Origin of the sequence: Paraburkholderia terricola (assembly GCF_003330825.1) — a bacterium.
GTDB lineage: Bacteria > Pseudomonadota > Gammaproteobacteria > Burkholderiales > Burkholderiaceae > Paraburkholderia > Paraburkholderia terricola.
Window position 1 is genome coordinate 1,839,401 of the sequence record NZ_CP024942.1, and the last position, 24,283, is coordinate 1,863,683.

Here is a 24,283-nt window from a genome sequence, read left to right on the forward strand (position 1 = left end):
GGGCCGGCGGCGAGTCAAACTCCCGCCGGCACCCCGCGCGTTTTCACGACGCGCGGGGTGCTACCGCACTTACCTGAACAGCTTCATCGCTTGTGAAAGCGTATTGAACACGCCCCACGCCAACGGGAGCGTCACATACAGCCAGAAGACGGCGAGCTTGACCTTGTTGGTCGGATGCACGGCTTGAATCGTCGACATGCGGGTCTCCTTAGGCGCCTTTGGCGAGTTGAGCGTCGGTCATGTGATGCTTGTCGTCCACCCGCTTGACCAGCAGATTGCAGACGAAGCCGATCACCAGCAGCACGACCATGATGTGAATCGTCATCGTGTAGGCGTCCGCCTTCGCCACGCCCTGCGACACCTGGTACGCGCGGATGTAATTCACCAGCACCGGCCCGGCAACGCCCGCCGCGGCCCATGCGGTCAACAGACGGCCGTGAATGCCGCCGACGAACGCGGTGCCGAACATGTCCGCGAGATAGGCGGGCACGGTCGAGAACCCGCCGCCGTACATCGACAGGATCACGCAGTAGGCGAGCACGAAGAGGGCGATCTGGCCCGAAGCCGCGAAGCCGGGCACGAGGTAGTACAGCACGGCGCCGAGCGCGAAGAAGATGAAGTAGGTGTTCTTGCGGCCGATCCAGTCGGAAGCGGAGGCCCACACGAAACGGCCGCCCATGTTGAACAGCGAGAGTAGACCGACGAAACCGGCTGCCGCGGCCGGCGTCACCGTGTCCTTGAAGCTCTCCTGGATCATCACCGAAGCCTGGCCGAGAATGCCGATGCCGGCCGTCACGTTCAGGAACAGCACGAGCCAGATCAGATAGAACTGCGGCGTCTTCAACGCCTGATCGATATGCACGTGATTGTGCGAAATCATCTTCTTCTGCTGGGCCGCGGGCGGCGTCCAGCCGGCCGGCTTCCAGTCGGCGGGCGGCACGCGGATCGCGAGCGCACCGATCGACATCGAGATGAAATACGCAATGCCGAGCACGATGAACGTCTCGGCCACGCCGATGCTCGTTGCGCTGCGGAAATGGTTCATCAGGGCCACCGACAAAGGCGCGGCAATCATCGCGCCGCCGCCGAAGCCCATGATCGCCATGCCGGTCGCCATGCCGCGGCGGTCCGGGAACCAGCGGATCAGCGTCGAGACCGGCGATACATAGCCGAGGCCGAGTCCGATTCCGCCGATCACGCCATAGCCGAGATATAGCAGCACGATCTGATGCAGATACACCCCGAGCGCGGAAATCAGAAAGCCGCCGCCGAAGCAGCATGCCGCGGTGAACATCGTGCGGCGCGGGCCGACGTGCTCGAGCCACTTGCCGGCAAAGGCCGCCGACAAGCCCAGGAACACGATCGCCAGCGAAAAGATCCAGCCGAGGGAAGTGAGCGACCAGTCGTCAGCGGCGGATTGCGTGATGCCGATAACCTTGGTCAGCGGGCCGTTGAATACGGAGAACGCGTACGCCTGGCCGATACAGAGGTGGACGGCGAGGGCCGCGGGCGGAACCATCCAGCGTGAAAAGCCCGGCTTGGCAACGGTGGCTTCTTTGGAAAAGAAGGATGCGGAGCCTGAATTCCCGCTCGGCTCGGTGATGCTGCTCATTGGTCGGTCTCCGGTGTGACAAATGCTTTGTTATCGGCGTTTAGCGCAAATGCTTTAGGGGCCATGCCTAAAAACCGGCAGGTTTGCGCGCCGCTGATATATGTTTTTTTGTTTCATATCGCGGGCGCGGACTCGGGCTGAGACCTGCAGGGTCGAACGATAGGGCGCGCGGTTGGCCTTGGCAATATGAGATGGAAATGCATAAGGTATTGACCTGACGAAACGTCGCCGGATGGATCGAATTGGGGCGAAGCGGTAAGAAAAAGAAACGCCGCGCCCAAACAAAACGGGCCGGCCGTGGCAGCTTCGCCACGGCCGGCCCGTCGTCGTCAACGAGGGTTTGCCGGAGAATCAGGCGATCGTGCGCCCGGTTTTCATCTTTGCCGCCACGAGCACGGAGATCAGGCAGCCGATCGCCAGATAAGCGGCGACCGGGTGCCACGAGCCGCCGGCAAGGCTGACCAGCGCCACCGCGATAAACGGCGTGAAACCGCCGCCGACCACGCTCGCCACCTGATAGCCCACCCCCGCGCCGCTATAGCGATACTCGGTGCCGAACAGTTCGGTGAACATCGGCTGCTGAACGCTCACCACCATGTCGTGCGCGATATTGGCGAGCATCACCGCGAAGACCACGATCCATACGGTGGAGCGTGCTTCGAGCGCGAGAAAGAAGGGCACCGCGCTGAACATGCCGACCAGCGCGCCGACGATGTACACGCGGCGGCGGCCGAAGCGGTCCGCGAGCCAGGCAAAGCACGGAATCGTCACGCAACTCACGCCGCCCACCAGCAAGCCGATCGTAAGAAAGAACTCGCGCGGCATGTGCAGATTGGCCGTCGAGTAGTTCAGCGCGAACGCCGTCACGATGTACATGGTGAACAGTTCGGCGAGCCGCAGCGCGATGATCAGCAGGAACGCCTTCGGATGCCGCAGCAGTGCTTCCACGATCGGCAGGCGCACGCTGCGCTCGCCATGCTCGCCGACTTTTTCGACGAATTCCGTCGACTCCTCCATGCTCGAGCGGATCCACAGCGCGATCAGCACCAGCACCACGCTGAACAGGAAGGGCAGACGCCAGCCCCAGCTCAGGAACGACGCGTTGTCCATCGAACGGCTAATCAGCGTGACGAGCCCCGTCGACAATACCAGGCCCACGCCGTAGCCGACCTGCACGCCGCTGCTGTAGAACGCTTTTTTCTTCTCCGGCGCGCTTTCGACCGCCATCAAAGCCGCGCCGCCCCATTCACCGCCGACCGCGAAGCCCTGGATCGCGCGCAACGTCACGAGCAGCACCGGCGCCCACCAGCCGATGGTGGCAAAGGCCGGCAGCAGACCGATCGCGGCGGTCGAGAGGCCCATCATCATCACCGTGAGGACCAGCATGCGCTTGCGTCCGAGGCGGTCGCCGTAATGTCCGAACACGAAGCCGCCAAGCGGCCTGAACAGAAAGCCGACGCCGAAGGTGGCGAACGCCGCGAGCGTGCCCATCGCCGGGCTGACCTTCGGGAAAAACTCCGAGTTGAAGACGAGCGCGGCGACGATGCCGTACAGCAGAAAGTCATACCAGTCGACTACCGCGCCGACGAAGCTGCCGAGCGCCGCCTTGCGTGCCTGGCTGCGCGTCTTGCGGTTGTCGGCCATTGCGGATGGCTGGATGGTGGTGCTCATGACGGTGTCTCCTTTTAACCTTTGGCTGCTGGGTGGCTCGGGTGGTAGGTCCCGGCGCACTGGCCGTCGCCGGCCCCTTGCAGGATTTCCGGAAGGTTAGTGAGACGAGACGGATCGCACAATCGGCATTCGGGCGAAACTGCGCGATAATCGGACGCGAGTGCGCGAATAGCGCGCGTTTTGCGCGTTTACACCGACCGCTACCGCATTTCCGCGACGGGGGAAGCATCCGGAGCGCGCCCGTGCTACCTTGGTGACGTCGTCTGAAAAACAACGACTACTGATATACTGAATACAGAATATTGACTTATGCGGCGTTGCAGCATATGATTGAGTCATTCCTTCACTCAATCATTCGGAGTTACAAATGGAACTTGTTCCTCTCGCCCTGCTCGCCGCTGCCTTCGTAGGCTTAGGGTCTGCCGCCACTGTCCTGTTGACTCGCTGGATTCCCCAGCCGGTCGCGCAACTCGCAGCGCAACATGGCCGATTCGTAGGTTTGGGCGAACAGCGCGTCGGGGTAGCGGCAGCACGATATCGTTCACATGTTCAACATGAGGCGATGAATGTCGTCAGAACTTCAAACTGAAGCAGTGTCAACACCATTAACGTTGTCATTACAGCCGATCGGCGCAAGCGCGAGCTTGCGCGATCAGGCGTATGCGATGCTCCGCCAGGCGATTGCCGACGCGGACATCTACCAGTCCCGCGAGGAAATTCGTCTCGACGAGCGCGTGCTGAGCGAATCGCTCGGCGTGAGCCGCACGCCGGTGCGCGAGGCGATGACGCTACTGGAGCAGGAAGGTTTTCTGCGCATGGTGCCGCGGCGCGGCATTTATATCGTGCGCAAGAGCAAGCGCGAAATCGTCGAAATGATCCAGATGTGGGCCGCGCTCGAAAGCATGGCCGCGCGCCTTGCGACGCTGCACGCCACGGACGAGGAAATCGCCCGGCTGCGCCACATGTTCGACCATTTCCGCGACGCCACGCCGGCTGAACACATCGCCGAATACTCGGATGCGAATATCGCGTTTCACCAGGCGATCGTCGAATTGTCGAAGTCGCGGATCATTCTCGACACGATCAAGAACATCTTCATCCACGTGCGCGCGATCCGGCGCATGACCATTTCACAGAGCGACCGCGCGTCGCGCTCGATCGTCGACCATCTGCGCATTATCGAGGCGCTTGAACAGCGTGATACCGAACTGGCCGAGCGGCTCACGCGTCAGCATTCGCTGGATCTCGCTGCGTTTGTCGAAGCGAATTGCGACTTTCTGGATTGATGCGCTCGAGCGCTCCAATGGCTTAGCGAATAAAAAGTCCGCGGTGATCAAAACACCGCGGACTTTTTCGTTTGGCTGCGGCCTTCATCCGCGGCTCATCACCCTTCGCCGCCCACACGCCTGCCTCAGTGCCGCCCGGCTAAGCCAGCCCGGTTGTCGCCACCGTGCCCTAGGCCCATGATTCCCGCCTTCATCCGTTGCATTCCCTACCTTCTAGCATGACTGTCCCGCCGAGGCGTTCGGTATAAAACCTCGGTTGACGCAAACTCGAATTTGGTATGTGATATATCAAATATCGCGAGCGCATTCGTGACCAGGCGAGAACAGGACGGTACTCAGGAGACAACATGGGCAAAGCACTCGACGGCGTGCGCATTCTCGATTTCACGCACGTGCAATCGGGACCGACCTGCACGCAGTTGCTCGCATGGTTCGGCGCGGACGTGATCAAGGTGGAGAGGGCCGGCGTCGGCGATATCACGCGCGAACAGCTGCGAGACATTCCCGACGCGGACAGCTTGTACTTCACGATGCTCAATCACAACAAGCGCTCGGTCACCGTCGATACGAAGAACCCGGAAGGCAAGCAGGTTCTCGAGGCGCTGATTCAGACATGCGACGTCCTGGTGGAGAACTTCGCTCCGGGCGCGCTCGACCGGATGGGCTTCACGTGGGAGCGAATTCAGGAGCTGAATCCGCGCATGATCGTCGCTTCGGTGAAGGGCTTCGGCCCTGGGCCCTATGAGCATTGCAAGGTCTATGAGAACGTCGCGCAATGCGCGGGCGGTGCGGCTTCAACCACCGGCTTCGACGACGGCCCGCCGGTCGTAAGCGGCGCGCAGATCGGCGACAGCGGCACGGGTTTGCATCTGGCGCTGGGCATTGTCACCGCGCTCTATCAGCGCACGCACACCGGGCGCGGCCAAAAGGTGCTTGCAGCGATGCAGGACAGCGTGCTCAACCTGTGCCGCGTGAAGCTGCGCGACCAGCAGCGGCTCGAGCGCACCGGGGTCATGAAGGAGTATCCGCAATATCCGAACAGTACGTTCGGTGAAGCGGTGCCGCGTGCGGGCAACGCATCGGGCGGCGGCCAGCCGGGCTGGATTCTCAAATGCAAGGGATGGGAGACCGACCCGAACGCATACATCTATTTCATCACGCAGGCGCCGGTGTGGGTGAAGATCTGCAACGTGATCGGCAAGGAGGAGTGGGCCACCGATCCCGACTATGCGACGCCCGCCGCACGCCTGCCGCGCCTGAAGGAAATCTTCGCCGAGATCGAGCGCTGGACCATGACGAAGACCAAGTTCGAGGCGATGGAAATCCTCAACCGGTACGACATTCCGTGCGGGCCGATTCTGTCGATGAAGGAAATCGCCGAGGAGCCCTCGTTGCGCGAAACGGGCACGATCGTCGAAGTGGATCATCCGACGCGCGGCAAGTATTTGACGGTTGGCAATCCCATCAAACTGTCCGATAGCCCGACCGAAGTGCAGCGCTCGCCGCTGCTTGGCGAACACACCGACGAGGTCATGACCGAGCTCGGCTATTCGCGCGAGCAGATCAGCGCGTTACGTGCGGTCGGGGCGATCTAGGCCTACCGAGGTCTGGGTGCGTGCCGCCCCGGCTCGCGGGGCGGAGCTAGTGGGAAGCGTTCGATTAGCGACGACAAGCATCGCCTGACGGGCGGACCCGCTTCTGGTCCCTCTGCCTGACGCGATGAAAGCGCAACACGGAGGAGCACACATGCCGCAACCTTCCGACAGTGCCGAATGGCTCGACATGTCGTGTTTGCTTGCCGCTGTGCTCGGCATTCTGCTGGGTGTTGCGCTTGCCGCGCTCGGACAACTGCCGCTTGCGTGGCGATCGCGACGTCAGCCTGCGTGGCGCGCTGGCGCATTGGCCGCGGTACAGGTGGCGCTTTTCGCGGCGGGCACTGGCGGTGGCTGTAGTGTGGTCGCTGCCGCCGTAGTGGGCGCCGCGTTCGGCGCATGGCGCGTGCGCAAACGCGATCTGACACGGCGGCCGCTGCTCGTCGCGTTGGCCGGCATCGCCACGGGACTCGCTGTCATGACGGGCGGATTCGCGCGCTATCTGTTCTCCGCCGCGCAGGCGAATGCCGAGCGTATCGAACGTATCGAACTTTATGCCGCGGTATTCATGGGTGCGTTGATCTTCGCCGCGTCGGCGATCGCATTCTGCAAACTGCTCGGTGTGTTGCAGGCGAGCGCGGCGGCGCGTCCGGGTCACCGCATCGTCAATCTGTTTGCGCTGTTGCTATGCGGATGGCTCGGCTATGGCTTCGTCACCGAGCAGGCGCAGCCGTTCGGTTTCGCCGCGCTGCTCGCGATGAGCGCGCTGGCTTGTGCGATGGGCGTGCATCTGATGACGAGCCGCGAATACTCAAACGATCACGCGAGTAATCACGGCTCGCATGCACATGCGTTCGCTGCCCGTCGCGATGGGCTCATCGCGGGACGGTCAGGGCTGCTGGCGCGCATCGAATGGCGCGGTGGCGAAGAGCAGGCCTGGGCGTGGCGAGAGATCGCGCCGGGCAGGGTGCGTGCGGCATCCAGGCACCGTCGCGGTTGGCATGACAGCAGGAATCTGGATGGGCAAAAGCGGCGCTGTGTCCGCGATTCGGGCAGTCATTCCGCGATGCGCCGTCAAATATGAAGGCGCGTCTTTTTTTGCGGCAATGGCGGCGCGCCTGGCGAGATTGCGATCCCGCCAAAGCCCTCAGTCGCCCGCCGATGCGAACTCGCTGTAGTAATGGGCCTTCCTTTGCAGGATCAGTTGCGCAAGAAAGTCGGCATCGTACGCGCGATGGAGATGGGCGTGAAAGCGCTCGATATAGGCGGTGATACGCGCCGCTTCACCGTTGAATTCCTTGAGCACCTCGAGCATCGCATGGTCCCAGCGAAAGCGCAGACCGAGATCGCTGAAGGCGGCGTTGTAGGCGCTCAGATGCGCGTCGTCGGAACTGCCGGCGGCAGTACGGCCAGTACGCGTGCTGGCGAAAGACTCAACCGAAGCGTAGGTCATGATCGGCCTCCTGGGCTGACGAGTAATCAAACCAGCTCGCAGCATAAAAGCGCCGACGAATTTCCAATAGTTAAAGTTTTATTGGGTACCCATAGCCTAGCGTTTATATACGCTCAGTTCCCGCACTCGCGTGATCTTTTCGATCAGGTTCGCGCCTTCTTCCATCAGAAAACGTTTGAAGGCGACCGCGACCGGCGGCAGGCGTTTGTTCTTCCGATGCACGACGTACCAGTTCAACATCAGAGGAAAGCTCTCGACGTCGAGCACGACGAGGTGGCCCAATTGCAATTCGAGGCTGATCGTATGTGCGGACAGGAATGCGATTCCCATGCCGGCAATCACGGCCTGCTTGATCGTCTCGGTGCTTTTGATCTCCATGGCGATCTTGAGATTGGCGAGACGTCCGGCGAAGCCTTCTTCCATCGAATTCCAGGTATCCGAGCCGCGCTCGCGCACGATGAAGGCCTCGCTCGCCAATTGGCTCATCTTGATGTTGCGTTTGTTGGCGAGCGGATGCGTGGGCGCGGCCACGATCACATACGGGTGAGGCGCGAACGGCTCGTTGGTCGCGTCCGTTTCATGCGGAGGGCGCACCATTACCGCGAGGTCGGTTTGGTTGCTCGCGAGCTGATGCAGCAATTCGTCGCGATTGTGCACCGCGAGATTGAGCACGACGCCGGAGTAGCGGCGCGTGAATTCGGCCAGCACGCGCGGAAAGAAGTAATCGCCCGCACTGATCACCGCGACATTCAGCTTGCCGCCCGAAACGCCCTTGAGTTGCCCCATGGCTTCGTCGACTTCGTGGAACTGCTGAATGATCGCGCGGCTGTAGTGGAGCATTTCGGTGCCGGCCGGCGTCAGGTAGATCTTTTTGCCGAGCTGTTCGAACAGCGGCAGCCCCGCGTGCTCCTCGAGTTGGCGCACTTGCGTGGAGACGGCGGGCTGTGTGAGATGCAATTCCTCCGCCGCACGCGAGAAGCTCAGATGGCGCGCCACCGTTTCGAAAACCTTCAATTGCCGCAGCGTGGCATTGCGCATCGTCATGACCGATGTATAAGCAAATGTGAATCAACATAATAACAAACTTTAATTATTAGTAATTCAGCAATCACCCTAGCATGGCTCTCACATCGAAGTGGAATGGCCCGCTGCTGTACTCGGGTTAACGCTTGGAGTTGGTGGCTAGGCGCACGAAGCGGCGAAGGTTTGTGTTGCAGCGCGGATGTTAATCGATCGGGATAAGTAAGCTTACAACCACGACGATTAAGCGCCGAAGTTCTTCCCCGAAAAACAAGCTTTCGGGTCGTAACGATAAGGTGGACAGGACACGGCACGCTGGGCCGGCTGACCAGATAAATAGCGGAGACAAGGCACATGGACAACATCACTCGCCGGAAGACGGCCAGGGCGTTTTGAGCGAACCGTTGGTGGCAGCTCGTCATCGGCATGGTGTGCATGGCATTGGTGGCGAATCCGCGATACGCATGGACGCTGTTCGTCACACCGATGAATGCACGACATCAGATCCTCGCGGCTTAGCCACTGGCCCGAGCAAACGGGGAATAGCATGAAGCGCCGCGCCGCAGGTAAGTCATGAACGTCTCGCTGCAGCAGCTCAAGGTATTCGTCGCCGTCGCCCGTGAGCGCAGTTTCACGCGCGCCGCGCGTCAATTCGATCTGACGCAATCGGCGGTGAGCCGCTGTGTACGCGAGCTCGAGGACTCGCTCGAACTGAAACTATTCGACCGCACTACGCGTCAGGTGGCACTGACGAATGCGGGCGCCAGTCTCGAGCGGAGAATCGGCCGCCTGCTCGACGAAATCGAGCTGACATTGCGTGAGGAACGCGCCGCTTACGATGGCCATACCGGCGTCGTGGCGCTGGCCAGCAATCCGGTGTTGTCGTCGAGTTGGGTCGCGCAGGGACTCGCGCGTTGCACGGCGGCTTTTCCCGAACTGATCGTATCCGTGGAGGACCAGCCGCAAAGCGGCGTGCTCGCGAGTGTCGAGCAAGGCGAGGCGGATTTCGGCGTCGTCTCCACGGCTGAACCTCTCGCGGGTGATTTGTTGCACGCGCAAGTGGTCTTCACGACGCCGCTGCATGCGGTCATGCCGCCCACGCATCCGCTGGCGTGCGAGACGAGCGTTGCGTGGAGCGCGTTGCAGGAATGGGCGCTCGTCACGTTGAATGCGGATGCGGGCGTGCGCGCGGCGGTTGAACTCGCTTTCAGCGCGAATGGACTGAAACGGCGCACGGTGCAGGAATTCGGACACGTCGCGGCGGTATTGCGCATGGTCGAACTCGGGCTTGGCGTCGGCGTGTTACCCGTCGACGCGCATTGGCCGCCGTTGGCCGCATCGCTAGTGAGCCGGCCGCTCTTGCCCGAGATGAATCTCGCGACGCTGCTCGTGCATCGTCGTAACCGCTCGCTCAGACCGAACGCCGCGGCGGCCTGGGCGCAGTTCGCGGCGCTGGCCACGATGCCTTTGGCGGCCGTTGAGGCGGCGCCCTCCGCTTGTTCTCACGGACTCGTGTGGCCGGCGGTGGCGCGAAGCGGTGCCGTACTGCATGAGCCTTAGGCTTGGCATCGCGAAGCGCAGACCGCAGCCAATGGCTTCGTCCCTGGCGAGATCGTCGCGATTGAAAGTTCACCCGGTTGAAGGCGGTGTAGTTGCAATCGATCAATTGACCGGAGTATCGCGGCGTCAAAAAAGGATCGGACGCATTGCGCGTCCGATCCTTTTCCTCATCAGCTTCAAGAGCTAAGCGGTGGCCTTCAATCGCCCTGCAATGCCATCTTCTCGCGCAGTTTGACAAGCGCCAGCACCACGTCGATGGTCGGCGTGGGTTCGCCGACGAGACGACCCATCTCCTGCACCACCGTCAGAAGCGGATCGATTTCCATGGGTCTCCGATTCTCCAGATCGACCAGCGTGGAGGTTTTATGCGCGCCGACCGCACCCGCACCGTCGATGCGTTTTTCCACATCAACGCGAAAATGCACGCCGAATTGATCCGCGATGCGCTTGGCCTCGAGCATCATCGTGCGTGATACCGCGCGCGTGCCGGGGTCGCTCGTGAGGATATCGAGCGTGGCGTGAGTCAATGCGCTAATCGGATTGAAGCACAGGTTGCCCCACAACTTGAGCCAGATTTCGTCGCGGATATTGTCACGAACCGGCGCGTCGAAACCGGCCGCCTGCATGATTTCGTGCAACTGCTGAATGCGCGGCGTGCGCTCGCCGCTCGGCTCGCCGATCGGGAATTTCTTGCCGTACACGTGCTTGATCACGCCGGGTTCGACGATCTCCGCGGCGGGATACAGCACACAGCCGATCGCGCGTTCGGGGCCGAGCTTGGTCCATTGCGCGCCGTCCGGATCGATGCTCGCGAGGCGCGTGCCGGCGAACTTGCCGCCGTGCTGATGGAAGTACCAATACGGAATGCCGTTTACGCCGGTGACGATCGCCGTGTGCTTGCCCAGTAGCGGCTGCATTGCGTCGACCACGCCGGGCAGCGAGTGCGCTTTCAGCGTGATGATCACGAAGTCCTGCACGCCGAGTTCGCGTGGATCGGACGTGCAGCGTACGGGCGCGCTGAACGTTTCGCCATCCATGATCAGACGCGCGCCGTGTTCGCGCATTGCCGCGAGATGCGCGCCGCGCGCGATGAAACTCACGTCAGCGCCGGCGCGTGCCAACTGCACGCCCATCATGCCGCCAATCGCTCCCGCTCCGAAGATGCAAATCTTCATGATGCCGTCTCCTGTGACTATGTAAATCTTTTGCCCGATGCCACCTTTCACCGGTGCAAGGCGGCGGGCCACTAATCGAGCATACGGGCGCGGCGCAATCACAGATAGTTAAAGTTTCTCGATCGATGCATTAGCAATTGATTATGAAAGGAGGCGGCGCAAACCGCTCTCAAGAGATGCCGAATTCATCGGACGCGGATTGGAAAGCGATCCATTGGACCGGCTAAAGCGGCGGCCATTTGGGAAATTTCGCACTCTACGGCGATGCCAGCCAGAGCAGAATGCGCCTTCTTTAAGAATTGACCCATTGAGGCGGAACCGTGAACAAACACGCTGCAAGTGATGCCGCGAATAAGAACGTTGATTTGGCGCGTTTGGCTGAATTGCCGTCTCTCGTACCGGTGCGAGGTTTGCCGCGTGTCGAAACCGGTTCTCGGCGTTGCTGCCTGGCTGGATGCTAGAGCCAAGCACGATGCCGATCGTGATTCGTCAAGCCGGTACGCGTAACTTCGTCAATAAAGAGGGCGTGCTGGCGCGCCTGCTCGATGTGATGCTGATCCCGCTGGGCGCGGCTCTGGCGTCGCATTTCTTCATGCCGGACTCGGGGCACTTGATTGTCGAGGGTGCGTTTGTCGCATTCGATATGGCGCTCGGCATTCTGCTCTTGCCGTTGTTCGGTGTTTACGACTCATGGCGCGGCCGCTCCAAATGGCATCTGAGTCTGAACATTGTGTTCGGCTGGATCATCGTGCAGGTCTGCGGCCTTGCCTTGATGTTTCTGCTTCATCGCACAGCATCGATCTCGCGAATCTGGTGCGTGAGTTGGACCGTGATGACGGCAACGGGTCTGGTGGCGTCGCGGCTGCGCGTGCATGCAGTGCTTCAGCGAATGAGGCGCGCCGGGCGCAATTTGCGCACGGTCGCCGTGGTCGGCGCGGGCGCGCATCGCGACAGCGTGATCGCCAACATTGTGAAGTCGCCTGGCGCGGGTTTCCGAGCGGTCGGGGCGTTCAACACGCGACGGGGTAGCGAGCCGGACGTTCCGGGCTTGCCGTCGTTTGCGCACTTGCGTGAATTCGCGGATTGGGTGCGCCGCGAAAGGATCGAGGAAGTATGGATTGCGCTGCCGATGTCCGAAGAGCGCACCGTATTGCGGATCATCGACGAGTTCAGCGGCGACCTCGTCAATTTGCGCTTTATTCCCGACGTACGCGGCCTTGCGATGTTCGACCGGAACGTCGTGGACCTGATCGGCGCGCCCGCTATCAATTTGATGGCTTCGCCGATGACTCCCTACGCCCTGATTCAGAAAGCGATTTTCGATCGGCTGTTTGCCGCGGCGGTCCTGATTGCATTGTTACCGCTGATGTCGGCGATTGCGGTGGCCGTCAAGTCGACATCGAAAGGACCGGTTCTGTTTACCCAGCGGCGCAAGGGGGCGGACGGGCGTGTCTTTCGCATCTACAAGTTCCGTTCGATGAGCGCGCATGCGGAGCAGCCCGGGGTGGTTCGCCAGGCTACACGCGGAGATCCGCGCATCACTCGCGTCGGCGCTTTCTTGCGCCGTACGAGTCTTGACGAGTTGCCGCAATTCTTGAATGTGCTGCGTGGCGAAATGTCGGTGGTCGGACCCAGGCCGCACGCAATAGAACACGACGACCAATACCGGTCCATCGTCGACGGCTATATCCATCGTTACAGGATTAAGCCGGGCATCACCGGGTGGGCTCAAGTGAACGGATTTCGCGGAGAAACCGACCGGATAGAAAAGATGCAGGGGCGTGTGGAACACGATCTGTATTACCTGCGGAACTGGTCGTTCGGGTTGGATATGCGCATCGTTCTTGCGACGGTGGTGAAGGGGTTGGTGCATCGGAATGCGTATTGATGTCCGCGCATTTTCTCCGGCGTGCGGTGACGCGTCCGGCGATGTGTATCTCAATGAAACACGAATGACGTCTGCCCGAACTCGGGCAGCGAGGGCAAAGCTACGGCTTGCTCGCTTGAATAGGTTGAACACGATGTTAGCGGTAATTCAGTCGCGGCCGGTGTATCGGCTTGGGGCACTTATGGCGGCCGTCACGCTGCTGACCAGCGCGTGCGCGGTGGCGCCGGGTATGCGGATGGAAACCTCTCGAGTGCAGGATGCATCGAGCAATTCGAATGCCGCCGGCGCAGTCGGCGCAGACGTGATTCAGGAAAAAGCCAATGCGACGCCAGGCACGCCTGACATCGCGATCACTAAGGTTGATGCAGCGCTCATCTCGAGCCTCGCTCAAACCCGCAAGCAACAGCAACTGGAGCTTTCGCAGCTACTTTCGGAAGCGCCGCAGGCCTATGCCGTCGGGCCCGGTGATGTGCTGCAGATCGTTGTCTGGGATCACCCCGAATTCGCAGCCGCGCTCGGTACTTCGCAAACGCAGTCCTCGCCGCGACCTGGTGATCCTCTTGCCGGTTTCATTATCGATCAGAACGGCACTCTGACTTTTCCGTATGCAGGCACGTTGGATGTGGCAGGGCTGCGTACCGAGGAGATACAACGGCGCCTGACCGCGGCGCTCGCGAAGTACTTCGTCAAACCACAGGTCACTGTGCGAATGGCTTCTTACCGTGCGCGTCAGATCTATGTCGACGGAGAGGTGCATAGCCCCGGCGCGCTGGCTGTCAATGACGTGCCCATGACGCTTTATGAAGCAATCGGTCGTGCCGGCGGCTTCAATGAACACGCTGATCAGAGTGACCTCGTGCTGGTACGCGACGGCCAATCGCATCGCCTCAACATGACGCAATTGCTGGCCCAAGGAGTGAGCCCGTCACGACTTTATCTGAAACACGGTGATTTGCTGCGTGTCGTGTCCCGAGACGAAAACGATGTGTACGTGATGGGCGAGGTGAACAAACCCGTATCAGCGATTCCGCGTCGAACCGGACGCATCACGCTCGCGGACGCATTGTCGCAGGCCGGTAGCGTCAACGCATCGACTGCCGATGCCGCGCAGATGTTCGTGGTTCGTGGTTCGTTGAGCGGGACGCCCGAAGTATTTCACCTCGATGGCCGCTCGCCGGTCGCGATGCTGCTGGCCAAGGATTTCGATCTGCAACCGAAAGACGTCGTGTATGTGGATGGCAGCGGTCTCGTTCGCTTCAATCGTGTGCTGAGTCTGTTGATGCCGTTGATTAGCACGGGGTTGACCGCGGGAGTTATTGCGAAATGATTGAACGCGTGCTGGCCGTATGCGCCGGCAATATCTGCCGCAGTCCTATGGCGGCGGCTCTCCTCTCGCGGCGCCTTAAGTCCGTAACTGTGGAGTCCGCCGGTATTACGGCGCTGATCGGCCGTGAAGCGGATCCTCATGCCATAAGCCTGATGCGCGAACACCGTCTCGATATCCGTGCGCACCGTGCCCGGCAGTTGGTGGGGTGGATGGCGGCATCCGCCGATCTTGTCCTTGTCATGAGCCATCGGCAGAGGCAGTACCTCGAGCGTCGATTCCCGTTTTTGTCTGGACGCGTATATCGACTCGGCGACTTCTCGAATCCCCCGGGGGATTCCCTGGCAGGATTCGACATTCCGGACCCATACGGCAGGGACCGGGCGACATTCGAAGAAAGTCTGAGCCTCATCGAGGCCGGCGTCGAAGGCTGGTCCCTCCGCATCGCGGGCGTATCCGGTACAGCCGTTATGCCGGTTTCGCGTACCGACAAGACTTTGCCTTGACACTCCCTCAAAACACCCACCTTTGTTCACAATGAAATCGTTGCAGTCGCCTGAGAACGAGGCGTTAAAACATGACGATGAGCTAGATCTCATCGGGGTACTGGACGTACTGGTCGAGTACCGAAGTGCCATTCTCAAGATTTGCCTCACTTGCGCCGCACTTGCGACCGCTTTCGCTTTTCTGTTTCCGCCACGCTATCAGGCGGACATCTCGGTTCAGGTTGAGGACGGCAACGGTATGGCTGCTGCCCAGAGCCTGCTGGGCGACGTGTCGTCGTTGTTCAACTACAACTCGCCGACTTCCGCCGAGCAGCAGATCATGGCCTCGCGGCTCGTCGTGACCAGCGTTGTCGACGAACTGCATAGCTATATCACGGTGCACCCGAGCCGTTTCCCGCTGATCGGCGATTTTGTGGCACGCGTCAGTGACACGGCAATGCGCCCAGGTATTTTTGGTATCGGTGGCTGGGCGTGGGGCGCGGAACACGCCGACATTATTCAGTTCGACGTCCCGACGCGCGTGGAGGGTGACCGATTCTCGCTTACCGTGCTTTCTACGGGCCGCTATAGCCTATCCGGTCGGATTCTTGAGAATCCGTTTGTTGGCCGGGTTGGCCGGGTCGAGGTGATTCAGACCAGCCATGGGCCGATGACGCTGTTCGTGAGGTCGTTCAATGCGGCACCAGGCACCAAGTTCGAACTGTCCCGGAAATCTCGCCTTGGCACAATCACGGAAATGCAGAGCCGTCTTGACGTCAAGGAGAAGATCAAATCGTCGGGCGTGCTCATTGCAACCCTGAGGGGAACTGATCCCGTCATGATTCGGGACCAGATGCAGGCGGTCGGCCGTTACTACCTGAAGCAGAACATCGAACGCAAGGTGGCCGACGCTGCGCAATCTCTAGCATTTCTGGATGCGCAAGTCCCGGTGCTCAAGAAGCAACTTGAGGATGCCGAGGTCCGCTACACGCTGTTGCGTAATAAGCGGGGTCCGTCGATTTGACGGAGGAAGCCAAAATCGCACTTCAGCAGACGGCGGATGCAAAGACGCGCATGCTCGAACTGCAACAGAAGCGCGACGAACTCTCCTCCCGGTTTACCGGTTCACATCCTGAAGTGATTGCGCTCAACGCGCAGATCGCCACACTTCGCGCCCAGGAGAGCGTATTCGCCCAGCAGATAGAGCGCTTGCCCGATGTTCAGCAGGATGCTGTGCGTCTGATGCTGGATGTAAAAGTCAATACGGATCTCTACGCGGCGCTGCTGAATAACGTTCAGCAACTGAAACTGGTCAAGGCGGGCAAGACAGGAAGCGTGCGCCTCGTCGATTCACCGGTAGTTCCTGAAAAAATCGCCTTTCTAACCGCCCGGTGACGATCGCTATCGGCACGTTGCTCGGGCTGTTACTGGGTGTTGGTTTTGCTTTTGTTCACAACTACCTGTTCGCCGGAATTGCCGAGGCGGAGGAGATCGAGAGCCACGCCGGCCTGACCGTGTATGCAACGATTCCGGAGTCGCGCTATCAACAGCAACTCAATAAGGAGCGTAACACTCACCCGTTGGACGTCCGTCTGCTGGTGCAAGCCTATCCGCACGAACCTGCGGTCGAAAGTCTTCGAAGCTTGCGAACGGCACTTCAGTTCGCGATGCTGAACGCGAAAAATAACGTGGTCCTCATTTCCGGCCCTACGCCCGACGTTGGGAAATCATTCGTGTCGGCGAATTTCGCAGCGCTGCTGGCCGCAAGTGGCAAGCGCGTATTGGTCATCGACGGGGATATTCGCAGGGGCCATCTCCATCAATACTTCGGTCGGCAGCGCGAGCGTGGCTTTACGGACGTCGTTGCAGGGAAGCTTGCGCTGGATCAGGTCATTCATCGCGACGTGGTCCCGCATCTGGACTTTATTGCCACGGGCGGGCTGCCAGGTAGCGCAGCGGAGGTGCTCATCCAGGAACGCGTGGGGCAGATTCTCGATGCGAGCGCACGTAACTACGACGTAGTGCTCGTCGACTCGCCGCCGGTTCTGGCCGTAACCGACGCGATGGTATTGGCAGACCACTGCGCGACGGTGTTGCTCGTTGCACGAGCCGGCCGCACTCGCGTGGCGGAACTCTCGGAATCGGTCAAGCGATTTGCGCACTCTGGTATTTCAGTGGCTGGTGCACTTCTTAACGGCCTCGATCCAAAAATCCGGAAGGCGAAGCTACGGCCGAAAAACCGGAGCCTATCGGTACGTGCAGTACCGGTACGAAGAGGCGCAGCCGGCACTAGTATCTCGCTGGCGTCAGATATTGGTGCGTCTTGGACTGGGGCGGTGATGCGAGTCAATACAGCAGTTGCCGCTGAACGATCGCAATCAGTTGTCGCCCACGGTAGTCGGACTGCCCTGCGAGATCGTCGGAACTCGCGGGAGCCCGCATTACGTGTGGCGCTCGTGGTCGAAGCGGCGGGTGGCGGCGTAGCCGTCCATATCGCTGATATGGTACGCGGCTTGCGCGCCCGCGGGGGCTTCGAGGTTCACCTGGTGATTCCCATCGGAGCTCGTTTTGACGGCGTAATTCTGCGGACGATGTTCTCGCACAGTGTGATACGGTTCATCGGCTGCCGATGGTCCGCTCGATCAGCAGTTCCGATACGATCGCCTTCGCTCATTTATTCAAATGTCTGCAAAAGATCAAGCCAGACATCGTTCACAGTCACAGCTCAAAGGCGGGTGCGCTCGCCCGTCTGTGCTTAGGCCCGTGGAAACAGGTCTACACCCCACATGCCGTTTACACGCTCAATCCGTATCTGCCGCGTGCGCAACGCCGTTTCTATGGACTGGTCGAAGGATTTCTCGGTCGCATGCGCAGCGACCGAATTATCGCTGTTTCGCTCGATGAAGCGGAACATTTGCGGCAGGTATTGCGCATACCCGCGGACAAGATCGAGACGATCTTCAACGGCGTACCAACCCCTATGCTGCTTCCAGCCGTCGAAGCCCGCGCGGCGTTGGACTTGCCGAGCAACGCGGTCGTTGTCGGATTCGTGGGGCGGCTGGATCTCCAGAAGGGTGTCGACCGGCTGGTACGGGTTGCCCAAAGCCTGCTCGACCGTGGAATCGATAACGTCATTTTCGCGGTGATGGGGCCGGGGGACTTCGTTGCCGCGTCGGGTGTGAGCGCCGACGCCATTCCGCGCAACATGCGTGTGTTGGGGCTGTTCCCGGAGGCGCGTCGCTACTTCTCCGCCTTCGACATCTTCGCACTATCCAGCCGTTATGAAGGCTTCCCTTATGTCGTCCTCGAGGCAATGGCAGCGCACGTCCCAATCGTTGCCACGCGGGTCTCCGGCGCGGCCGAACTGGTTGACGCGGAACAGATGGGATTCGTGGTTCCCAATGCAGACGACATGACGGTGTTCACGGACGCCATAGCCGCGCTCGCCCAAGATCCGATGATGCGCGAACACATGGGCCGCAATTGCGAACGGGCCGTTGAGCGTTTTTCCGCTAACGCCATGATCGACCGCACGGTGGACCTCTACAGGCGTTTGCTCAAGGAGAGCAATTGATGGCAACCCAAACGCACGTGGTTCTCCTTCACGCTTACAGCTCAAGGAATTCGGGCGATGGACTGCTCGTCGACCTCTCGGTCACTCTGCTGAACGAGGCTTTGGGCGAGGGGACGCGCGTATCGATCGTCGCGGCCGATCCCGGTTCGTTCCCCCAGTACCCCGATGTCTATCCGGCGCCAGTTCTTGCGGACAGTGGCATGACCCGTCTTGGGGCCGGCGCGGCCGGTCTTATGTTTCCCATTGACAGCAACGGCCGGATGCGCGCGTTGTTGCAGCTTCTGAAGTCGGCCGATCTCGTCGTCGGCGTGGGAGGCGGATACCTGCGCGCGCGCAACTGCATCGAGGCGCTCAAGCTCGAAGCGGGCCATCTGCTGCAGATGCGCGCGGCACGTCTCGCTGACAAACCGACCGTGTATCTGCCGCAAAGCATCGGACCGACTATGCCAGCGGAACCGCTGCGCTCGCATCTGTCGGGCATGCTCAGCGGGTTTTCATCCGTGTTCGTTCGCGACAACCGCTCATTGGCCTTTCTCGAGCGCAATGCGAACACCCTGCGGGCTCCCGATCTCGCGGTGCTCGATTTCGAACGGCGCAGCGAGCAGATCATGACGCGCGCACGGAAGGCCCGTCCTGCCGTCAGCCATGTAGCGTTCGTGCTACGGCGGGCGCCGGGTTGGAGTGCGCAGCAGCGCGGGCGCTACGAGAGCGCCACGCGAACGTTGATCCATCAGCTGGGCGAAACGTGCCGGATCAGCTTTGCCGTGCAAAGTAGGGGCCGCGGCAACGACGACCTTGCATACTACCGAAGCATCGGCATCGACGGCGAACCGACGACGCTGAAAGACTTGCTCGTGAAGGACACGCCAGACGTCGTGGTATCGGTGCGCCTGCATGGCGCTCTCGAGTCGGTGCTGAATGGCGTGCCGTCCTATCACCTCAGCTATGAGCGCAAGGGTTTCGGTGCGTATGCTGATCTCGGTTTGCACGACTGGGTGGCCAACGCGGCCGACTTCGATGCCGGGAAGGTTGCCGCGACGATCATGGCGCCGGATGCGATTCGCGCTTTCTGGGCGAACGCCTCGTCGGGTTTCGAGCGGATCCGCAGCGGACGGGACAGCATTCTCGCCGCGCTGCGCACCGCGAGAAACGCATAGCGCGGTATTGTCATGCACCTGCTCATTCGCCTGACGCTTCGCATCGCATCGCTGGCGCTGAAATTCGTGCTGACGATCGTCGTCGCACGCACGCTCGGATTCGCAGCCGTGGCCGATTATGGTCTGGCGCTCGCCGTATCGGTCGTATCGTCCAAATTACTCGGTCTGGGATTCAGCACCGAGATCAACCGGCGACTGAGCAGCGTGAACCCGGTGGGCGCGATCCGCGACGCGCGCCGTTTGCTCCTGCTCTATTGCGTCGTGTACGCGGTGATTGCCGCCATCGTCGCGTTTCTGTACGACAGCGCGGGTTTGGGTGCATTTCATCGCATCACGCCTGGCATTCTCTGGGGCGTGGTGCTCGTGGCGTTCTCCGAGCATCTGGGGCTTGAGACGACCTCGTACGTCTTTTCGCTGCATCGCCCGAGGCTGGGGTCGGCGCTGCTTTTCATCCGTACCGGCGCATGGGCGGGTGTGGCGATTGTCGGCCTGCTCGCCGGCGGGGTCCGTTCCGTCGAGATGATTTTCACATTGTGGTGCGGGACGAACGTCATCGCCGCGGTCGCGGCGTGCTGGTGCGTGTGGCGTTCAGGGCATGCAGGGCACGAGGCGGGATCGCAGCGGGAAACACCTGCCACCGACGGCGCGCGAAGCGTCCGCTCGGTATGGATCGCCGGGTTGCCATTTTTCGTCGCGACGACCGTGCTATCCGGTCTGCAATACGGTGAGCGGTTTCTCGCGAGTGGTGTCGTGACGGCGGACAAACTCGGGCGTTATGTTTTCGCGTGGTCGATCGCAAACTCGATCCAGACGATCGCCTACGCGACGATCGTCGTGACGGCGGGACCACGGCTGGTGCGCGCGCTGAGTGCGGTCGACGGTGACTTCTGGACGGTGCTGCGAGCCTCGGCGCGATCGAGCGCCTGCATTTCGATCCTTGCCGTCGCTGGGATTCTATTCGCCAGCCAGCCGATCTTTCGGCTCGCTGGCGAACCCGCTGACGGCCCGGCACTCATGATGCTGCTCACGCTGCTCGTCTCGTTCGTTCTGAGGTCCATCGCGGACGTTTTCTGGAGTGGCGCGGTCGCGCTGCGCCTCGGGAAGCCGGTTGTCATTGCGATTTCGGTTGTGGCGGTCGTAAGTATTCCGCTCGAATGGATGCTGGTCACGCGGCTGGGCGCAATCGGCGCGGCATTGGCGCACCTGACGGCGAGTGTGGGGATCGTGGCGATACTGGTGCTGATCGTCATGCGTGCCCGCGAGACTCCCGTCGTCGTGGACAGCAATAAGGAAGCGTTTTATGTTTCGTAAGGCACTTAACGCCGGTCCGCGGCTCAGCGTGGGTGTCATCCGGCTCATCGCCAGTCTATCCATCCTGCTGTATCTGATGATGTACGCGAAGGCGGGCGTGTTTTTGCCCGAGTTCGTGTTCCGCGATTCGGAGAAGATCCAGTCGCAGATCGGTGGCTCGAACACGTATCAAGATACGTCTTTCGACGCAGTTGCGAAGTTTTATGCTTCGCTCGGTGATCTCGGTACCAATGTCTTTGTGGTGAGTATCGGTGCGCTATTTATCTGGCTGATGGTTGGAAGCTCGAAGCGCCTCGGCGGCCTGCTGATGAATATGGTGCTGATCGCGCCATGCGTGTTCTTCAATCTGTTCGTGGCCAGCAAGGACACGCTCGTCGTCCTGATATCGGTGGTGCTGTTTCTGATCGCCCGAAGGTGGAGCGTGGTGCATGTCGCGCTCGCCGCAGCGGTGCTTTATCTCGGATACGCGTTAACGGTTCGTATCTATTTCGTGATGATTCTCGCGGTTGCCGCGGGCGCATGGATATTCCGCTCAGCATCGCTGCGACTAAAGACGTTTCTGGTTCTCGCGGGCGTGGCGGGGCTGTACCTGCTGCCGGATGCCGCCTACTACGTACTGTTGCATCCGCGCGATATGGCAGTCGACTATCTGGTCGCGGGCTCGCCCTACGGCGCGCGCACCGGCTTCTACAACCTGCTGGAGCCGACCTCGTTCGCAGCATTCTGCGCAGACTATTTCTACGCGATCCTCAGACTGAACGTTCCCGTTCTGTTTTCTCCTGAGCCCAAGGAGTTCGTGATGCTGATCTTCGTATGGATCGCAATCGGCGCCGTGTTCGGCCGCAAGAGCGGCCTCGCGGCGGGCATCGACACACGCGCGATGGATGTGCTCGCCAGTCTTGTCATCGGGCACATGGCCGTATCGATGCTGTTCGAGCCGGATCTGGGTAGCTACACACGGCACCTTTCCAGCGTCGCGCTCTTTTGTGCATGGCGGCTCAGCGCTCTGGCTGTCCGCTCGCGGGCCCCGAATGGCCAAACGCCGGCGGGTTGTCCGCCGGTCGATTCTCAACCACAGTCATCGGCAGCTCAGCAGCGATATGGCTCAACCGAAGAGGCGTATAACCCATGAGTACGATAATTGACCGGCCGCGAGTTTATGACAACGTGCAGGGCGCACGCGCGCTCGCCGCGCTTGTAGTCGTCGCCTATCACCTCGGTGTATTGCCGTTCGGACAATGCGGCGTCGACATATTCTTCGTAATCAGTGGCTTCATCATGTCGCTCGTCGCGCCGGGCGAGGGGCGCGACTTTCTGCGCAAGCGCCTCATCCGCATTCTGCCGCTCTATTGGCTGTCGACTATCGGCGTATACATCATTGCAACGATCAGGCCGCACTGGTTGAACACGACGACTGCAGACGCCATATACCTAGTGAAGTCGCTCCTATTCATCCCTTACGTTAAGGACAACGGTCATTGGGGACCGCTCAACCTCAATGGGTGGACGCTCGAATACGAGCTGCTTTTCTATCTTGTCATCGCAGTCGCGATCAGCGTGGTACGTCCGCGCTTCGCTACGGCGGTTGCAGCTGCCGCGCTTGCTTTATATAGCTTGCTCAATGCGCTGGTCAAACCATCGAATCTCATCGTCGACTACCTCGGGCAACCATTTCTGCTGGAATTCTGCCTAGGGGTCCTCGCGTACTGGACCGTGCAATTGGCGAGAGTCGAGCGTATTTCGCGGTGGTTCTGGCTGGTCAGCGCTGTAGCGAGCCTTGCAGCGATGCCTGCGTATTTCATGTTGTATGGCGCACCAAGCGGATTTATGCGCACGGCGGTGTATGGCGTGCCGGCGTTCGCGTTCATCACGTCCCTGATCGCAATGGAAACGGGAGGCTGGAGCACGCGGAGCAGGCTTGTTGCTCGCCTTGGGGCTGCCAGCTACGCGATCTATCTGTTGCATCCCTATGTCGTCGGCTTTCTGCGAAAGGTGTTGACGATGCAGACGAATCTGAACTCGTGGAACGGCGCGGCGACGGTCTTCATCGTGATCGCTGTGGTGTGCGCGGCCAGTGACGTGTGTCACCGTCGGATTGAGAAACCCGTGCTTGCGTGGCTGAATCGCTGGTTTGGACGACGGGAACCTCTTGGAGTGACTATCAGGTGATTTCATTTCAACGTTTATCGAAAGTAGGCGTGATCGCGTTTTGCATGTGCAGCGCCGCCATGCAAGTGCAGGCGAAGAAGCAAGACTGGATTTCAGATCACGAAGGCGCCTCCAAGGTTGGCGTTCAGGTAAAGATCGAGCGGTTTACGCCGACCACGGCGAAACAGATCAAAGCCACCGGATTTAGCTTCGTTCGCTTTGGGGTGTGGACGAATTCAATGCAGACAGCGGAATACCAAAAGAAGGTGACTGACGCGTTTAACGCTGCTCAAGCGGCAGATTTACCCGTCCTTCTGACGGTGCGTTCGACGATCCCGCTCGCGAGGTCTTCGAACGATGAGGCGGCGCGCAATGCGCAACTGCGCGACTCAGCGAAGCAACTGATCAACGTAGTGGGCAGCCTGGCTGGCGCAAATGGTAGCGATCTGCTCGCCGTTGAACTCTGGAACGAACCGGAGTTGCCCACGTTCTGGCCAACTGGCGATGTCGATTCCACATTTCCAGTTTATATGCAGGCGGTGTGCAGCGGGTTGAGGGCCGTTCTCGGCACGACTCCTGTCATCGGATTCGGTTTTGCGACGGTTCCTGCCTCCGGGTCCCACTCCGATAAGCTATTGCAAAGCATTCAATCGCCGTCGAGCCATTGCATCGACGCGGTTTCATATCACGCGTACGGCATGAGCGAATCGCAGATTCGAGAAGCATCCGTGTACGTGCGTTCCCGATATGGACTACCGGCGGTTATCACAGAGTGGGGCGTTTCCTCCGGGCGCAATGGGGGTATCGCCGGTCAGGCGGCAGACATCAAGTCGTTTCTCCTAAAGCGCAATTCGATGAGGACGCCGCTGATTTCAATCTACGAATGGCAGGATACAGCGCATGGCAAAAATGCACGCGAGCGCAATTTTGGCTTGGTGGATGCGTCCGATACCCAAAAACCGGCGCTACGCGCGGCGTTGACTGTCTTTGGCAAGCAATGACGGAGGCTTAACGCGGCGGCTGCGAT

The 24,283-nt window shown here is 60.5% G+C and carries 20 protein-coding genes and 2 pseudogenes; 16 read left to right on the forward strand and 6 right to left on the reverse strand.

Going from position 1 to position 24,283, the window contains the following annotated elements; all coding sequences use genetic code 11:
• Nucleotides 1-69: 69 nt before the first annotated feature.
• From CUJ90_RS26800 to shiA, 3 genes are all read right to left on the reverse strand, one after another.
• On the reverse strand, nt 70-198 hold the full coding sequence (locus CUJ90_RS26800) for an MFS transporter small subunit (protein WP_073428513.1): 129 nt from the start codon (nt 196-198) through the stop codon (nt 70-72).
• 10 nt (nt 199-208) lie between these two features.
• Nucleotides 209-1,612 carry an L-lactate MFS transporter gene (locus CUJ90_RS26805; RefSeq protein ID WP_073428512.1) on the reverse strand — a complete coding sequence of 468 codons (1,404 nt, stop codon included), beginning with the start codon at nt 1,610-1,612 and terminating at the stop codon, nt 209-211.
• A gap of 351 nt (nt 1,613-1,963) precedes the next feature.
• Nucleotides 1,964-3,283 carry a shikimate transporter gene (gene shiA, locus CUJ90_RS26810; protein WP_073428511.1) on the reverse strand — a complete coding sequence of 440 codons (1,320 nt, stop codon included), beginning with the start codon at nt 3,281-3,283 and terminating at the stop codon, nt 1,964-1,966.
• Between the two features lie 367 nt (nt 3,284-3,650).
• Here shiA and CUJ90_RS33710 point away from each other — a divergent pair, with 367 nt between their 5' ends.
• The 4 genes from CUJ90_RS33710 to CUJ90_RS26830 all read left to right on the forward strand — a co-directional run bounded on the left by CUJ90_RS33710 (nt 3,651) and on the right by CUJ90_RS26830 (nt 7,245).
• A complete protein-coding gene (locus tag CUJ90_RS33710; protein ID WP_073428510.1) occupies nt 3,651-3,872 on the forward strand; it encodes a hypothetical protein in 222 nt (73 codons plus the stop codon).
• Complete coding sequence (locus tag CUJ90_RS26820; protein ID WP_073428509.1) at nt 3,850-4,569, forward strand: GntR family transcriptional regulator; 720 nt, start codon at nt 3,850-3,852, stop codon at nt 4,567-4,569. The genes CUJ90_RS33710 and CUJ90_RS26820 overlap by 23 nt, the downstream gene beginning before the upstream one ends.
• A 347-nt stretch (nt 4,570-4,916) precedes the next feature.
• The gene (frc, locus tag CUJ90_RS26825; RefSeq protein ID WP_073428508.1) at nt 4,917-6,164 is read left to right on the forward strand and encodes a formyl-CoA transferase; all 1,248 of its coding nucleotides are present in this window, start codon (nt 4,917-4,919) and stop codon (nt 6,162-6,164) included.
• Between the two features lie 151 nt (nt 6,165-6,315).
• Nucleotides 6,316-7,245, forward strand: coding sequence for an NAD(P)(+) transhydrogenase (Re/Si-specific) subunit beta (locus CUJ90_RS26830; protein ID WP_083081322.1), 930 nt, complete (start codon nt 6,316-6,318; stop codon nt 7,243-7,245).
• 63 nt (nt 7,246-7,308) lie between these two features.
• On the opposite strand, the gene CUJ90_RS26835 is transcribed toward CUJ90_RS26830, so the two are convergent.
• Together CUJ90_RS26835 and CUJ90_RS26840 are read right to left on the reverse strand one after the other, a co-directional pair.
• Nucleotides 7,309-7,614 carry an HAD family hydrolase gene (locus CUJ90_RS26835; RefSeq protein WP_073428506.1) on the reverse strand — a complete coding sequence of 102 codons (306 nt, stop codon included), beginning with the start codon at nt 7,612-7,614 and terminating at the stop codon, nt 7,309-7,311.
• A 96-nt stretch (nt 7,615-7,710) separates the two neighbouring features.
• On the reverse strand, nt 7,711-8,658 hold the full coding sequence (locus CUJ90_RS26840) for a LysR family transcriptional regulator (protein WP_073428505.1): 948 nt from the start codon (nt 8,656-8,658) through the stop codon (nt 7,711-7,713).
• Nucleotides 8,659-8,988: 330 nt separating this feature from the next.
• Between CUJ90_RS26840 and CUJ90_RS33420 the strand changes: the two are divergent.
• Together CUJ90_RS33420 and CUJ90_RS26850 are read left to right on the forward strand one after the other, a co-directional pair.
• Nucleotides 8,989-9,135: pseudogene (locus CUJ90_RS33420) on the forward strand (oxalate/formate MFS antiporter); the annotation flags it as partial.
• Between the two features lie 72 nt (nt 9,136-9,207).
• Nucleotides 9,208-10,194 carry a LysR family transcriptional regulator gene (locus tag CUJ90_RS26850; protein ID WP_083081320.1) on the forward strand — a complete coding sequence of 329 codons (987 nt, stop codon included), beginning with the start codon at nt 9,208-9,210 and terminating at the stop codon, nt 10,192-10,194.
• 197 nt (nt 10,195-10,391) lie between these two features.
• Here the strand turns inward: CUJ90_RS26850 and CUJ90_RS26855 are convergent, their stop codons facing one another.
• Complete coding sequence (locus CUJ90_RS26855) at nt 10,392-11,369, reverse strand: 2-dehydropantoate 2-reductase (protein WP_083081318.1); 978 nt, start codon at nt 11,367-11,369, stop codon at nt 10,392-10,394.
• Between the two features lie 472 nt (nt 11,370-11,841).
• On the opposite strand from CUJ90_RS26855, the gene CUJ90_RS26860 reads away from it, so the two are divergent.
• The 10 genes and pseudogenes from CUJ90_RS26860 to CUJ90_RS26905 all read left to right on the forward strand — a co-directional run bounded on the left by CUJ90_RS26860 (nt 11,842) and on the right by CUJ90_RS26905 (nt 24,257).
• Nucleotides 11,842-13,257 carry an undecaprenyl-phosphate glucose phosphotransferase gene (locus CUJ90_RS26860; RefSeq protein WP_114164243.1) on the forward strand — a complete coding sequence of 472 codons (1,416 nt, stop codon included), beginning with the start codon at nt 11,842-11,844 and terminating at the stop codon, nt 13,255-13,257.
• Between the two features lie 181 nt (nt 13,258-13,438).
• Complete coding sequence (locus tag CUJ90_RS26865) at nt 13,439-14,584, forward strand: polysaccharide biosynthesis/export family protein (protein ID WP_114164244.1); 1,146 nt, start codon at nt 13,439-13,441, stop codon at nt 14,582-14,584.
• Nucleotides 14,581-15,087, forward strand: a complete 507-nt coding sequence (locus CUJ90_RS26870; protein ID WP_073428501.1) for a low molecular weight protein-tyrosine-phosphatase — start codon at nt 14,581-14,583, stop codon at nt 15,085-15,087. The genes CUJ90_RS26865 and CUJ90_RS26870 overlap by 4 nt, the downstream gene beginning before the upstream one ends.
• A gap of 31 nt (nt 15,088-15,118) precedes the next feature.
• Nucleotides 15,119-17,406: pseudogene (locus tag CUJ90_RS26875) on the forward strand (polysaccharide biosynthesis tyrosine autokinase).
• Between the two features lie 289 nt (nt 17,407-17,695).
• Entirely contained in the window at nt 17,696-18,640 is a 945-nt protein-coding gene (locus CUJ90_RS26880) for a glycosyltransferase (protein WP_114164245.1), read from the forward strand.
• A complete protein-coding gene (locus tag CUJ90_RS26885) occupies nt 18,640-19,797 on the forward strand; it encodes a polysaccharide pyruvyl transferase family protein (RefSeq protein WP_114164246.1) in 1,158 nt (385 codons plus the stop codon). The genes CUJ90_RS26880 and CUJ90_RS26885 overlap by 1 nt, the downstream gene beginning before the upstream one ends.
• A gap of 12 nt (nt 19,798-19,809) precedes the next feature.
• Entirely contained in the window at nt 19,810-21,108 is a 1,299-nt protein-coding gene (locus CUJ90_RS26890) for a lipopolysaccharide biosynthesis protein (protein WP_114164247.1), read from the forward strand.
• A complete protein-coding gene (locus CUJ90_RS26895; RefSeq protein WP_208645259.1) occupies nt 21,098-22,240 on the forward strand; it encodes a hypothetical protein in 1,143 nt (380 codons plus the stop codon). The genes CUJ90_RS26890 and CUJ90_RS26895 overlap by 11 nt, the downstream gene beginning before the upstream one ends.
• A complete protein-coding gene (locus CUJ90_RS26900) occupies nt 22,237-23,277 on the forward strand; it encodes an acyltransferase family protein (RefSeq protein WP_073428496.1) in 1,041 nt (346 codons plus the stop codon). The genes CUJ90_RS26895 and CUJ90_RS26900 overlap by 4 nt, the downstream gene beginning before the upstream one ends.
• Nucleotides 23,274-24,257, forward strand: coding sequence for a cellulase family glycosylhydrolase (locus CUJ90_RS26905; protein ID WP_152035383.1), 984 nt, complete (start codon nt 23,274-23,276; stop codon nt 24,255-24,257). The genes CUJ90_RS26900 and CUJ90_RS26905 overlap by 4 nt, the downstream gene beginning before the upstream one ends.
• The last annotated feature ends 26 nt before the right edge of the window (nt 24,258-24,283 follow it).

What these genes read in the sequence shown, in the direction of transcription:
- CUJ90_RS26870 (WP_073428501.1), top strand. Translation starts at nt 14,581, where the DNA reads ATGATTGAACGCGTGCTGGCCGTATGCGCCGGCAATATCTGCCGCAGT.
- CUJ90_RS26895 (WP_208645259.1), top strand. Translation starts at nt 21,098, where the DNA reads ATGTTTCGTAAGGCACTTAACGCCGGTCCGCGGCTCAGCGTGGGTGTC.
- CUJ90_RS26800 (WP_073428513.1), bottom strand. Translation starts at nt 198, where the DNA reads ATGTCGACGATTCAAGCCGTGCATCCGACCAACAAGGTCAAGCTCGCC.
- shiA (WP_073428511.1), bottom strand. Translation starts at nt 3,283, where the DNA reads ATGAGCACCACCATCCAGCCATCCGCAATGGCCGACAACCGCAAGACG.
- CUJ90_RS26820 (WP_073428509.1), top strand. Translation starts at nt 3,850, where the DNA reads ATGTCGTCAGAACTTCAAACTGAAGCAGTGTCAACACCATTAACGTTG.
- CUJ90_RS26885 (WP_114164246.1), top strand. Translation starts at nt 18,640, where the DNA reads ATGGCAACCCAAACGCACGTGGTTCTCCTTCACGCTTACAGCTCAAGG.
- CUJ90_RS26865 (WP_114164244.1), top strand. Translation starts at nt 13,439, where the DNA reads ATGGCGGCCGTCACGCTGCTGACCAGCGCGTGCGCGGTGGCGCCGGGT.
- CUJ90_RS26850 (WP_083081320.1), top strand. Translation starts at nt 9,208, where the DNA reads ATGAACGTCTCGCTGCAGCAGCTCAAGGTATTCGTCGCCGTCGCCCGT.
- CUJ90_RS26900 (WP_073428496.1), top strand. Translation starts at nt 22,237, where the DNA reads ATGAGTACGATAATTGACCGGCCGCGAGTTTATGACAACGTGCAGGGC.
- CUJ90_RS26880 (WP_114164245.1), top strand. Translation starts at nt 17,696, where the DNA reads ATGGTCCGCTCGATCAGCAGTTCCGATACGATCGCCTTCGCTCATTTA.
- CUJ90_RS26860 (WP_114164243.1), top strand. Translation starts at nt 11,842, where the DNA reads ATGCCGATCGTGATTCGTCAAGCCGGTACGCGTAACTTCGTCAATAAA.
- CUJ90_RS26890 (WP_114164247.1), top strand. Translation starts at nt 19,810, where the DNA reads ATGCACCTGCTCATTCGCCTGACGCTTCGCATCGCATCGCTGGCGCTG.
- CUJ90_RS26835 (WP_073428506.1), bottom strand. Translation starts at nt 7,614, where the DNA reads ATGACCTACGCTTCGGTTGAGTCTTTCGCCAGCACGCGTACTGGCCGT.
- CUJ90_RS26855 (WP_083081318.1), bottom strand. Translation starts at nt 11,369, where the DNA reads ATGAAGATTTGCATCTTCGGAGCGGGAGCGATTGGCGGCATGATGGGC.
- CUJ90_RS26830 (WP_083081322.1), top strand. Translation starts at nt 6,316, where the DNA reads ATGCCGCAACCTTCCGACAGTGCCGAATGGCTCGACATGTCGTGTTTG.
- frc (WP_073428508.1), top strand. Translation starts at nt 4,917, where the DNA reads ATGGGCAAAGCACTCGACGGCGTGCGCATTCTCGATTTCACGCACGTG.
- CUJ90_RS26840 (WP_073428505.1), bottom strand. Translation starts at nt 8,658, where the DNA reads ATGACGATGCGCAATGCCACGCTGCGGCAATTGAAGGTTTTCGAAACG.
- CUJ90_RS33710 (WP_073428510.1), top strand. Translation starts at nt 3,651, where the DNA reads ATGGAACTTGTTCCTCTCGCCCTGCTCGCCGCTGCCTTCGTAGGCTTA.
- CUJ90_RS26805 (WP_073428512.1), bottom strand. Translation starts at nt 1,612, where the DNA reads ATGAGCAGCATCACCGAGCCGAGCGGGAATTCAGGCTCCGCATCCTTC.